This window comes from Pseudocolwellia sp. G5-9, assembly GCF_055808995.1.
Genome location: NZ_CM147893.1, coordinates 392,663 through 405,820, shown reverse-complemented (window position 1 = coordinate 405,820; position 13,158 = coordinate 392,663). Strand labels below are relative to the sequence as shown.

General features: G+C 37.6%; 9 protein-coding genes. 6 read left to right on the top strand and 3 right to left on the bottom strand.

The features are described from left to right. Positions 1 to 271: 271 nt before the first annotated feature. Entirely contained in the window at positions 272 to 685 is a 414-nt protein-coding gene (locus tag AC0L5Q_RS01690; protein WP_473613989.1) for a hypothetical protein, read from the top strand. Between the two features lie 161 nt (positions 686 to 846). Here AC0L5Q_RS01690 and AC0L5Q_RS01685 read toward each other — a convergent pair whose 3' ends face one another. Then, entirely contained in the window at positions 847 to 1,266 is a 420-nt protein-coding gene (locus AC0L5Q_RS01685) for a substrate-binding domain-containing protein (protein WP_473613988.1), read from the bottom strand. Between the two features lie 12 nt (positions 1,267 to 1,278). Next, on the bottom strand, positions 1,279 to 2,394 hold the full coding sequence (locus AC0L5Q_RS01680) for a porin (protein WP_473613987.1): 1,116 nt from the start codon (positions 2,392 to 2,394) through the stop codon (positions 1,279 to 1,281). A 752-nt stretch (positions 2,395 to 3,146) separates the two neighbouring features. Here AC0L5Q_RS01680 and AC0L5Q_RS01675 point away from each other — a divergent pair. Further along, complete coding sequence (locus tag AC0L5Q_RS01675) at positions 3,147 to 4,673, top strand: alpha-L-fucosidase (protein ID WP_473613986.1); 1,527 nt, start codon at positions 3,147 to 3,149, stop codon at positions 4,671 to 4,673. Between the two features lie 79 nt (positions 4,674 to 4,752). On the opposite strand, the gene AC0L5Q_RS01670 is transcribed toward AC0L5Q_RS01675, so the two are convergent. After that, entirely contained in the window at positions 4,753 to 5,613 is an 861-nt protein-coding gene (locus tag AC0L5Q_RS01670; protein ID WP_473613985.1) for a helix-turn-helix domain-containing protein, read from the bottom strand. A gap of 238 nt (positions 5,614 to 5,851) precedes the next feature. Between AC0L5Q_RS01670 and AC0L5Q_RS01665 the strand changes: the two genes are divergently transcribed. Genes AC0L5Q_RS01665 through AC0L5Q_RS01650 form a run of 4 tightly spaced genes read left to right on the top strand, consistent with a single transcriptional unit; the run spans position 5,852 to position 13,139 of the window. Beyond that, a complete protein-coding gene (locus tag AC0L5Q_RS01665; RefSeq protein WP_473613984.1) occupies positions 5,852 to 7,180 on the top strand; it encodes a c-type cytochrome in 1,329 nt (442 codons plus the stop codon). A 27-nt stretch (positions 7,181 to 7,207) separates the two neighbouring features. Next, the gene (locus tag AC0L5Q_RS01660) at positions 7,208 to 8,434 is read left to right on the top strand and encodes an NHL repeat-containing protein (protein WP_473613983.1); all 1,227 of its coding nucleotides are present in this window, start codon (positions 7,208 to 7,210) and stop codon (positions 8,432 to 8,434) included. Positions 8,435 to 8,455: 21 nt separating this feature from the next. Further along, the gene (locus AC0L5Q_RS01655; RefSeq protein WP_473613982.1) at positions 8,456 to 11,683 is read left to right on the top strand and encodes a DUF1553 domain-containing protein; all 3,228 of its coding nucleotides are present in this window, start codon (positions 8,456 to 8,458) and stop codon (positions 11,681 to 11,683) included. A 31-nt stretch (positions 11,684 to 11,714) separates the two neighbouring features. Beyond that, positions 11,715 to 13,139, top strand: coding sequence for a DUF1501 domain-containing protein (locus AC0L5Q_RS01650; protein ID WP_473613981.1), 1,425 nt, complete (start codon positions 11,715 to 11,717; stop codon positions 13,137 to 13,139). The last annotated feature ends 19 nt before the right edge of the window (positions 13,140 to 13,158 follow it).

Sequence of the window (13,158 nt, the reverse complement as noted above, 5' to 3'; positions counted from 1 at the left end):
TCTAGCATAGTTGTTCTATGTAAATTCCTTGCAACAATCAGCAAAGATCAATAGACCCTAGCGAAGAAGTTATTCAAAAATATACTTAAAACCAACTAGTTGAATTAGGTCATAAAGAAATTAACTCAGGTCAGCTGGACTTATTTTAAAACTCGGTCACTTGCGGCCGAGATATTTATAAGAATACGATTTTTATTTGAAAGAAAAAAATAAAACCACGGTCTTACTACTTCTAATGTATATATTTTTTAGTTTAGGAAATTTTAGTTTTATGAGTAATTCAATAAGTGCTGATGTGCAAAATCGTTTGCAATGGTCTTTATTATCTTTGCGTGTGGGTGTATTTATCGTGATGGTTATGTGGACATTAGATAAATTTTTAAACCCTGGGCATAGCGCCCGAATTTTTGAAAAATTTTATGGTATTAGTGGTTCAAGCGATATTATTACTTACATACTCGGTGCATTACAGTTAATACTTGTTCTCGCTTTTTTAGCAGGAATAAAAAAACGCATTACTTATGGCATAATTTTTATTATGCACGGTATGTCTACCCTGTCATCTTACAATCAATATCTTGATGGTTTTAATAACTTATTATTCTTTACTGCATGGCCAATGTGGGCAGCATGTTTTACGCTTTACTTATTACGAGAGCAAGACGTTAAGTTTACCATTAAATAAAACGTTAATGCTTTTATAGAAGACTACCATTATTACAAAGCGTTGACTTGAATTTATATCGCTCAAGCACTCTGAAATACGTATATTGATTGGTAACAGATATATAAGAAAAAGGGCACTTTTAGAGTGCCCTTATTATTTTTACTTAACAACATCGCTACTTAGAATTGATAAACAACCTTCACGCTATCGTTAACAGCTGAAGAATCTATATAACCAATTATAGATGGGTTATTTGCTACTAAATCTATTACCTCAGCATCAGTATCAACCTCTTTTGGAGGAACGCCTTTACCAGTAAAAAGTAATTTTGACCAATATGCTTTCATTTGTGAATCACTCTTTTTTAAAACAGTATCTACAAATGATGTTCTTGCGCTAGCTCCTTGTGTTAAATCTACAGGAATAGCTTGGCCACCATCAGGATATTTTTTATACTTACCTAAAAATATTTTCGCGATTGTTTCTTCATCCAAAGATGCATTATTAGAAGGATGTACAATTATTGCGACTCCTGCATAAACCCAAGAACTAAAGAACATACTAAACATTAATGCAAGTTTAACTAATTTTAATCTCATAATTGACTCCTTTTAAAAGATCAGATCTACAGCTACAGCCAGTACATCTGCCTCGACAATTGGTATACCACCACGTGCAATTAAAGCAGATGCGGCCTCTTCGGTAGTATCAACACTACGACTAATGTATTCTAGTTTAAGTGCAGCATTTGAATGAAAGTTATACTTTACACCTACAATCGTCGAGTTATATTTTTCTAATGCAAGAGGGTTAGAGTTAGTATCGTTATCTTTGAAAGTTGAAAACGTAATATGTGGTGTGAAATCACCTATAGTATAAGCTCCACTTAAGTACCACCCCGTATCATCATTACCCGCATTACCAGGGAAATTACGTTGAAAATACTCACTTTTTATAGAGTACTGATCCCATTCTGCAATAGCTGCTACAGTATATATTTGATAACCAGCATTAATCGGAAGAGTTACACCACTACTCTCTGGAGTAACCTCAGCATCAGCCTCTAAATAACCAGCTCTAACAGTAAGCCAATCATAAGTCACCTGCCCTGTAAGTCCTGTAACATCTTTAAATTTAAGATTAGAAGGACCCAACGAGATAATTGCATCAACTTCTGAGTTACCATAGGTTAAAGAGAATGTAGTATCGAAATCTCCTAATGTTTTAGACCAAGTAAGATCTACGCCTTCTATACGTTTAGATAAATCAGATACAGTATTAAACTCTGAAGGAGGCCTGATCCAATTGTATGTATATCCTACATCAAGAGAAAGTGAGTGAACGAAAAATGGAGTTCTTAATCTCCCAACTTGGAAGGTCAACTCTGAATTTATATTGTAAGAAAGGTAAGCCCATTCAAACTCCATATCAAAGTCATTGCCTCCGTTTCCTAACAACTGAGCAGTAACACTTAGGTCATCACCTAAATCACTGCTCACTTGTAAGGCAAAAAGCGTATCAGGTTTGAAAGAAAGTTCATCGGTATAACGAGCACCAGTTAACTCATCTATAACAAAAACTTCATCCTCATCCATTGTTACACCAGCACCAATTGATGCAAAACCATTCCAAGTAAAATCAGCATGACTGGAGTAACTCGCTAAAAGTAGTGGTACAACCACCATGTACTTCATCTTTTTCATTCTAAATCCTTCACATTTTTCCATACTACGTTCCTCATTAAAAATACCGTACCCTATGAATATAGAAGAGAAATCTTATTACGCAAATTTAAAAGTGCATGTTTAACAATATTTTATAAATTAATACCCATACTCATCTCTGTGGTTAAAATCTTTTATCTTTTCATGATTTGCTTATCAGCTAATTACACTAATTTTTCTAATTAAAACCATAAGTGCAACCACAGAGAGCACTGAGGACATAGAGTTTTATACAAGAGGTTTATTGTTTTGACTTTCTCCGTGGTTCTTCTTCGTGGTTAACATCTTTTATCTTTTCATGATTTGCTTATCAGCTAATTACACTAATTTTTCTAATTAAAAGCTATAAGATCACCACAGAGAGCACTGAGGGACTTCGTCCTACACAGAGGTATAGAGGATTATACTTCTCGGTAGTTTCTCCGTGGTTCTTCTCGGTGGTTAACATCTTTTATCTTTTCATGATTTGCTTGCCAGCTAATTACACGAATTTTTCTAATTAAAAGCTATAAGTTCACCACAGAGAGCACTGAGGGACTTCGTCCTACACAGAGGGTACAGAGATTACACTTCTCGGTAGTTAATATTTTATCAGTACAATTTGATCACTAACTAATACCATATTTACAAAACCTAAAAATCATAAAAACACAAAACCATATCAGTTATATCTATTCATTTTCATTGATTTGCTCCGTAGAATGTCAATAATTCACATAATAACCTCATTAATAAAAACAACTTCAGAGATAATAATGAATAAACTATTAACGCTTACTTCTACGGCACTTATGTTCGTAGCTGCTTCCTCGGTTAATGCCGCTGAAACACCTAAATTTAAAGCTAACTGGGATTATTTAGCTCAGTATCAGCAAGCGCCTGAGTGGTTTCAAGACGCTAAGTTCGGCATTTACGCACATTGGGGACCTTACTCTGCAACTAAAGCGGCTTTTGGATCCGATTGGTATAGTCGTAACATGTATGTAGAAGGTCATCCTTTAAACGCTTATCACAAAGAAACCTACGGCGATTTAAAAAACTTTGGCTACAAAGATTTTATTCCGATGTTTAAAGCTGAAAAATTTAATGCGACCGAATGGGCAAAATTATACAAAGCAGCAGGAGCTAAATTTGCAGGACCTGTTGCTGAACATGCCGACGGCTTTGCGATGTGGGACACACAACTAACACCTTGGAATGCCGCTGATATGGGCCCGAAAAGAGACGTAGTTGCTGAACTTGAAAAAGCGATACGTAGTGAAGGCTTAAAGTTTATGACGTCTTTCCATCATCATTGGAAATGGGGTTGGTATCCAACATCAGACAAAAACACCGATACAAGCAACCCAAAAAATGAAGCCTTATATGGCCCTACATCTGACAAAACCGCTTGGGGCTCAGCTAAAGCGAATGGTGTAATAACGCCTTTGCATCCTGAAACGTTACCGCCACAGAAATTTGCAGATGAATGGTTAGCCAAAGTTAATGAAGTGGTCGAACGCTACAAACCCGATTTATTATGGTTTGATAACCGCATGAATATTCTACCAGAACAAACGCGAATGAATATGGTGGCCAATTATTACAACAGCGCAGAAGAATGGAAGAAAGATGTTGTATTGACTTACAAAACACCTGACTTACTTGTAGGTTCAGCCACCATTGATTTAGAACGTAGCCGAATGAGCAGTATTTATCCACAACCTTGGTTAACCGACACATCAGTAGGTGTTAATTCGTGGGGTTACGCTGAACCTATGAAATACTATAGTGCGCAGCGTTTAGTGCAAGACTTGGTAGATATTGTGAGCAAAAATGGTTCCGTATTACTTAATATTGCGCCCAAAGCTGACGGCACCATTCCACAAGAACAAAAAGATCTATTACTTGCTATAGGCGGATGGTTGAAGGTTAATGGCGAAGCAATTTATGCTACTCGTCCTTGGTATACTTATGGTGAAGGCCCTACTATTACACCTGAAGGTCATTTAGCTGATTTACATTTTAAAGGCTTTAGTCCACAAGATATTCGCTATACTCGTTCAAAAGACAACAAAACCCTATACGCGATTCAATTTGGTCAATCTGGTAATGATACTTTACTTACAGCGCTTTCACGCTTGCAGTATGGTCATAATATAAAGGTCAAATCGGTTGTTCTAATAGGTAAACCAAACAAAATTGAGTGGCAGCAATCAAAAGAAGGTTTAACCATAAAGCATCAAAAATTCAGCTTTAATAACGACTTACCTTTTGTATATAAAATACAGTTAGAAAATTAATCGTTTTTTAATGAGTTTAAAAATGAAAGCCAAAGCACATCAAAATGCTTTGGCTTTTTTAATCTTTTAAATTAGTAAACTAAGCATCACGACCATAAGCTTTACAAAACTGCGTTGGTGACATCCCCGTACTTTGTTTAAATGTTCGTGAGAAGTGATATAAGTCACAAAATCCACATTGCTCCGACACCTCTCCTACAGAAAATTTTTCTAATAAAAGCTGCTTAGCGAGTTCAATACGTTTGGATAAAATATATCGCTTAGGTGAAATATTAAACGCTGATTTAAACTTACGCGAAAAATGCTCTGGCGATAAGTTACTAATTTCAGCTAAAGTTTGTATTTCGAGTGGTTTAGTTAAGTTTGCTTGGATCATATCTAAAGCAGGGATTAAGGCTTGATGTTTAAAATTAGTCGGTAAGTTAGGCGATTTTGAAAACTTCTCAATAAAAGGTTCAAGTAAGCGTAATAAATGCAGCATACGTGTTAAACCAACCGTTGGGTGTACATTATTCATAGACTGAATAAGTGCATCAAAATTCTGTGAAATATGCGGCAATGTTTTACAATTTATCCCTTGCGGCTTCCCATAAATCATAAATAAATCAAGATTTGCATCAAGTGATGCCTGAAAATGAGTCCAATAAAAAGTGAAATCACCTTTGCTGTAATGAGATATTAATTGATATGCAGGGATCAAATATAGATATCCCGGCTGCATTAAAATCTCAATGTCTTTAAACTGTAAAACCGCTTCTCCTGACTCTACATAGTACAGACGATTGTAATGATTGATAAAGTCGCTACCCGCCCACGAAGTATCTGTTTTCATTTTATGAGCCGTATAAACATGTAGCTTAATCTGGCTTATAAGCTCGTCGGGCAATACGTTTTTCCAAACAAAGCCATTTGAACCGGTTTCTATTTTTTCTGGTTGCATGTAATTTTTATCATTCAAAAAGGCTGGTACGAATACTCTCTTATTATTTGAACTATATCAATCTATCATTTATCAATTTTACACAAATCCATATCAGAAATACCAATGTAACTACCTCTACAATTTAAGTAACATCACAATTATTACATATAAAAAATATAATTTACTGATGGATATAATTCAATTTTTTGGTCGTTTTCACGTATTAGTTTTACATTTGCCCATAGGCATATTGTTAATGTCGGCATTAATGGAAATTTTCTACGCTGTAAAAAATAAGCCTAGAAATTCACTATTAAAGTGGATTTGGTTTTGGGGAGCTATTTCTGCAATTGGAGCATGTACTTTAGGTTACATGTTATCACTAGGCGGCGGTTACAGTGCTGACGCAGTATTTATACATAAATCGTTTGGAATATCGGTGGCCGTTTGTTCCATTATTTGCTGGGTGTATTTTGGCGCGCTCATACCGAGTAAAAAAACAAACAAAATTGTAATAAGTGCACTCGCTTCATTACAACTTTTTTTATTGTTTAGTACCGGACATTACGGCGCGAATATGACTCACGGTGAAACCTACTTGGTTGAACATGCACCTAACGTTGTTCGTGTACTCGCAGGTTTTGAACCACACAAAGAACCTCGTCCCCCTATTACGTCTATTGCTCAAGCTGAAACCTATGCCGACTTAATTGAACCTATATTTAAACAACGCTGTGTAAGTTGCCATAACGACGGTAAACAAAAAGGCAAATTAAATTTAGCTAGCATTAAAGGCATAGAAAAAGGCGGTCGTTCAGGTAAAACCTTTGGAAATAGTATTGAAAAAAGTGAGTTATACAAACGTATAACTATTGACAGTCATGATAAAAAATACATGCCAGCAGAAGGTAAAACACCTCTTTCAGACGAGCAAGTACAAACAATAGCGTGGTGGATAAACGCCGGCTCACCAACATCAGGCATGGTAACCGACCACACGTTATCAAGCGAATCTAAACTCGCAGTAATGCGTACATTAGGACTAACACCTAAAGCAGGTAGTTGGCCGCTAGCTAAGATAGAACCTTTATCAGTAGAGATAATACGTGATTTACAAAGCCATGGTTTTGTCGTGAAAACTATTGCTAAAAACGTTAATTACATTGATGTTGATTTGTCTTCGTCTCGTGAAGGACTAACGCCTGAAGCACTCGCTAGTTTACTCAAAGCTAAATCTCATATTGCTTACCTTAATTTAGTTAATTCACAAGTTACCGATGAACAGCTTAACCAGTTAGCACAACTAACCTATTTAATGAAACTGAGATTAGAAAAAAACAAGGTAACCAGTAAAGGTATCAATGCCCTATCTCCTTTGGTTAATCTTGAATACTTAAATTTGTATAGAACTGATGTAGATGATGAGGCTTTACCTCTATTAGAAACCCTACCCAAGTTAAAAGCAGTTTATGTAGGGCAAACTAAAATAACACCCACAAGCGCATCATCATTTAACGATAAAGCAAAACAAAGCATTATTTTGGGCTTATCTACTGCAAATATTAATGCAAACAAAAAAGCATAGAAACTGGATTCTTTGAAGGTAAATATTATGAATAATAAAAACACAATAAATAAGAATAAAAATATTGATAAAACTACCGATTTTATTAGACCCGATTTGAAGAAGCGCCAGTTTCTTAAACAATCTTCTATGTTAGGCGCGGGGTTAACTACTGGCGCTATCCTAGCTGGTACATCAACCTCAGCTATCGCCCATGAACCACCAAAAAAGCCATTACCTAAAGCAGGCCGAAGTCCCCATGGAAAAATAGTTGGTCACGGCGACTTTAAATACAAAGTTAACTACTTATGGGGCGATTTAGAGCCTCATAAAGTACCTGTAGAAAACTGTCATGGATTGGATTTCGACTCAAAAGGTCGAATTATTATGGTGACAGATAGCGACGTAAACAATTTTGTTATATATAACAAAGACGGAAAGTTTATAGACGCTTGGGGAACACAATACCCCGGCGCTCATTCCGTTAAAATATCGCGAGAAAACGGTGAAGACTTTATCTACATCGTTGATGGTGGTTGGGTATTAGATAGAAATAGACCTGATAATCAATGGAAAAACAAATGGTATAAACAAAGCGGTTTTATTTCTAAATTAACCATTGAAGGTAAATTGGTTTATACCCTTGGCCACCCGTTAACCATTGGTATTTACGAGCCGGGCATGCCTTTTCAACCTACCGACATCACCATAGCACCCAATGGTGATTTATATGTAACTGACGGTTACGGATCTGACTACGTTATTCATTACGACAGCAATGGTCGCTACATAAGACACTGGGGCGGAAAAAAGAACGCTGATAAAAACCTAAACCTTAAAAACACTCACGGTATTGGTGTTGATACACGTGATCCAAATAATCATCATTTACTTATTAGTTCTCGCGCTGAACGCGCACTTAAAAAATATACATTAGACGGTAAATACATAGGCGACATTTCGTTACCAGGTGCTTATGTTGGCGGACCAACCTTTAAAGGTGAAAACTTTTATGCGCCCGTTTGTTGGTCCCATATTGATGGAAAAATGGCACCAAACTCAGGTTTTATTACCATTTTAGATAAAAACAATAAAGTCGTTTCAAATCCAGGTGGTACAAGGCCTCAGTACGAAAATGGCGAGTTAACTACCATGCAAACCACTTACGATGTATTTAACCATTGCCATGCCGTATGTGTAGATGACGACGAAAACCTATATGTAGGCCAATGGAATTCAAACCAAATTTACCCTATTAAATTAGAACGCGTTTAAGTATTAATAATAAGAGCTAAAATGAAAAATTATTTAAAACCACATAAGTTAACCTTACTCGCTGCAACCAGTATTTTACTGCTAGGTTGTAATGATAAAGAACCTGAAATTGAATTTAGCGAACCGCTTCCTGAGGTAGTTGATTTTAATTTTGATGTTAGACCTATTTTGTCTGACACCTGTTTTTTGTGTCATGGGCCTGATTTACCTAATGCGAAAAATGGCTTGAGTTTCGCTTCTTTTGAATTAGCAACGTCCCATGTAACCGACAATGGTATACAGGCACTAATACCAGGTAATGCTGAAGGTAGTGAAGCTTTCATGCGTATTATGTCTACCGACGAAAGTTACATGATGCCGCCTTTATCTTCTAATTTAGTATTAACGCCTCGACAAAAAGCCATTATTAAAAAGTGGATTGACCAAGGAGCTGAGTACAAAAAACATTGGGCTTACATTACGCCAGCTAAAGCAAAAACACCAACCTCTAAGCATGATGAATGGGTCAGTAACCCTATCGACAATTTTATTGCTAAAAAAATAGCGGATAAAGGTTTATCACCCAATACAAAAGCAGAAAAAGAAACCCTAATAAGACGTGTAACGTTCGATCTAACTGGCTTACCACCTACGTTAGAAGAAATAGATAATTTTTTACAGGATACCAGCGAAAACGCCTACGAGAAATTAGTTGATCGTTTAATGGCTTCACCAAGTTTTGGGGAACGTTTATCGGTTGAATGGCTTGATGTTGCTCGTTATGCTGATACCCATGGTTACAGTACAGATTATTATCGTGATATGTCGCCTTATCGTAACTGGGTAATAAGCAGTTTTAACGAAAACCGTCCTTTTGATGAGTTTATTACTTGGCAAATTGCTGGGGATTTACTGCCTAACGCGAGCCAAGATCAAATCTTAGCAACCGCTTTTAACCGTATTCATGCACAAAATGGTGAAGGTGGAATAGTTGCAGAAGAGTTCAGAGTTGAATACGTAAAAGACCGTGTTCAAGCCGTTGGTACTGGTTTACTTGGTTTAACCATGCATTGCGCGCAATGCCATGATCACAAGTACGACCCTATCTCTGCGAAAGACTATTATTCAACCTTTGCTTTTTTCAATAATATTGATGATTCAGGACAAATTTCTTACGACCCTACAGACATTCCTGTACCTACCTTGTTAATACCAACAAGCCAACAAACACAAGAATTAACTCATGTAACCAACGAGATTTCAGATTTATCTAATAAAATAAATATCCAATATAACGCACAAAGCCAACGCTTTAATGCATGGCTAACAGCTAATACTCAAACCATTAAAGAAGCTAAAGGTGAAGATGCGCTTATTGCTCATTTCCCGTTAACCAAACGCGACAACAACAAAACAATAGCGAATAGCGTGACACCTAAAGCCATCGGTAAAGTAATTTTTGGTTCAAATCCCAAGAAAAAAGAAGGCCCTGCGATGGTTCACGTTAATGAAAATGGACGTGAAGCCATTAAACTCAATGGTGACGACCCGCTTTATTTTCCGTCGGTTAACGACTTTGATAGAGCACGACCTTTCAGCGTAAGTATTGATGTAAAACTACCAACCGAACTTGAAGAAGGTGTATTAGTGCATTACAACAAGGCCGGCATTTTATATAACTTTAAAGGCTTTGATATTGGTATTCAAAACAACCGCTGGTTAGTACGCTTAGCCCACACTTACCCTTTTAATGCCATTGCTTTAACCTCTCCAGAAAACGCACAACGTGATCAATGGTTAAACGTAACCATGACCTACGATGGTTCATCGAAAGCAGAAGGTGTTAATTTTTATATTAACGGCAAAGCGGTTCCAATGAATGTTGATAGAGATAACCTATTCAAAGACATTAAACACACGCGTGAAGGTGTTTTAAAAGAAATAGGCATTAAAGTTGGTGCTCGCTGGCGTAGCCGTGGCACTAAAGACGCTTTAGTTGACGATCTAAAAATATATAATAGAGACTTAACCGGTATCGAAATTGCTAATATAAACAATATATCCAATCCTTCTATTTTAAATAACAAAGGTGAACTGTTAGCTTTATTCAACAAAAGTTTTAACCCAGACTATAAAAAAACAGCATCTCAATTAACTGCGCTGCGCCAAAAACAAAACAGCATGGCAGAGCAAGTTCAAGAAATCATGGTAATGAAAGAAATGCCAGAACCAAGACAGGCTTATGTATTGGAACGCGGTAGTTATGCATCACATGGCGAAGAAGTAAGCCCAGGTGTACCAGAAACCATTTTACCTTACGATGAATCGCTCCCTAAAAACAGATTAGGTTTGGCAGCATGGTTAACAGATCCTAAACATCCATTAGTATCTCGTGTAGTAATAAACCGATATTGGCAAATGCTATTTGGCACAGGCATTGTGCGAACGCCTGAAGATTTTGGTAACCAAGGTCAACTACCAACTCACCCGCAGTTATTAGACTGGTTGGCACGAGAATTTGTTGATTCAGGTTGGGACATTAAACACATGTTAACACTCATGGTAACGTCATCAGCCTACCAACAATCCTCTATAGCTAGCCAAGAGTTAATGGAAGCGGATCCTGAAAACAAACTTTATGCACGTGGTCCAACAAACCGTTTAACAGCAGAAATGATCCGCGACAACGCCTTAGCAGCCAGTGGTTTATTAGTCGATTCTATTGGTGGAGAAAGCGTATATCCTTATCAACCAGACGGTATTTGGAAAATGAACAGTAAAACCCCTTACAAGCACGGTTCAGGCAACGATTTATACCGTAAATCAATGTACACCATATACAAACGTAGTGTGCCGCCACCTAATATGACCGCATTCGATGCTCCAATGCGTAGTTACACCGTAGGTGAAAGACAACAAACTAGTACACCATTACAAGCATTAGCCTTACTAAACGATCCGCAAATTATTGAAGCATCACGTGCACTTGCAAGCAAAGCTATCAACCATTCGGCATCACTTGATGAACAGCTAAAGTGGGTATATCGCAAGCTAACGAGTAATCAAGCAACAGATCAAGAGTTAGAGATAATTATCAGTATGTATAACGAAATTAACCAAACCTTTGCGGCAAACCCAGCGCAAGCTGATGAGTTTTTAGCAGTTGGCGATAAACCATTAAAAGCGTCAGACAATAAGGTTCAACTTGCGTCACTTGGTTCAATAGCCAACATGTTAATGAATCACGATGCTGTAGTTATTAAGCGTTAATCACAATACAAGAATTGAAAAGAGAAATATAATGATAAACAGACGTCAATTTTTAAAAGGTGCTTCACTCGGCTTAGGCGCTAGTGCTTTAGCTGGCTACCCTCATCTTGCAGCAGCTACAGCCGCGGCTGAACAAGGTCCAAACCTAGACGGTATTTTAGGTTCACCACACGTACCTGCAAAAGCAAAGCGTGTAATTTATTTATTTCAAAGTGGTGGGCCTTCACAACTAGAAACTTTCGATTACAAACCTATGTTAGACAAACGACATGGGCAAGAACTTCCTGCCGAAGTACGAGGCGAACAAGTATTAACAGGCATGAGTGCTCAACAAACCTCATTGCCTCTAGCACGTTCAGTATTCGATTTTAAACAGCATGGCGAGTCTGGTGCTTGGGTAAGTGAATTACTGCCACATACCGCAAAAATTGTTGATGACTTATGTATCGTAAAATCTATGCATACCGACGCGATTAATCATGATCCGGCTATTACCTTTTTACAAACAGGTTTTCCTATTGCGGGTCGACCCAGTATTGGCGCATGGTTGAGTTATGGTTTAGGTACTGATAATCCAAATCTACCGCCTTTTATTGTTATGGTGTCGAGTAACGCGAGTGGACAGCCGCTTTATTCACGCTTATGGGGTAATGGCTTTTTACCGTCTATACATCAAGGTGTTCAATTTAGAGGTGGTCAAGATCCTGTTTTATATCTTAATAATCCTCCGGGGTTAAGTACCGGTGACCGTCGTTCAATGATGGAAAAATTCAGAAAACTACAAGATCTGCAATACCAAAAATGGAAAGACGAAGAAATTAAATCGCGTATTGCCCAATACGACATGGCCGAACGTATGCAAAAATCAGTTCCTGATGCTACTGATTTTAGCGATGAGCCAGACTGGGTATTTGATATGTACGGGCCGGATTCAAGAATACCGGGCACCTATGCAGCTAACTGTTTACTTGCTAGGCGACTTGCAGAGCGCAACGTTAAATTTACCCAGTTATATCATCAAGGTTGGGATCAACACGACAACTTACCCGGTGGTATAAAAGCTAATTGTGAAAAAACCGACCAAGCATCAGCAGCATTAGTTACCGACTTAAAGCAACGCGGTTTATTAGACGATACCCTTGTTGTTTGGGGTGGAGAATTTGGTAGAACAAATTATTCACAAGGTAAGCTAACAGAAACAGGTTATGGCCGAGATCACCACCCCGGTTGTTTCACTATGTGGATGGCTGGTGGCGGTGTTAAACCGGGTGTATACGGTGAAACCGATGAATTTGGTTACAACATAGTTAAAGACCCTGTACACGTGCACGACTTTCAGGCGACATTAATGCATTTGATGGGGGTTGATCACGAAAAGCTCACCTTTAAATACCAAGGTCGTCGCTTCAGACTAACTGATGTTCACGGTAAAATAGTTAAAGCGATATTGGCTTAGGCTTCCAAAAAAGTTAAAT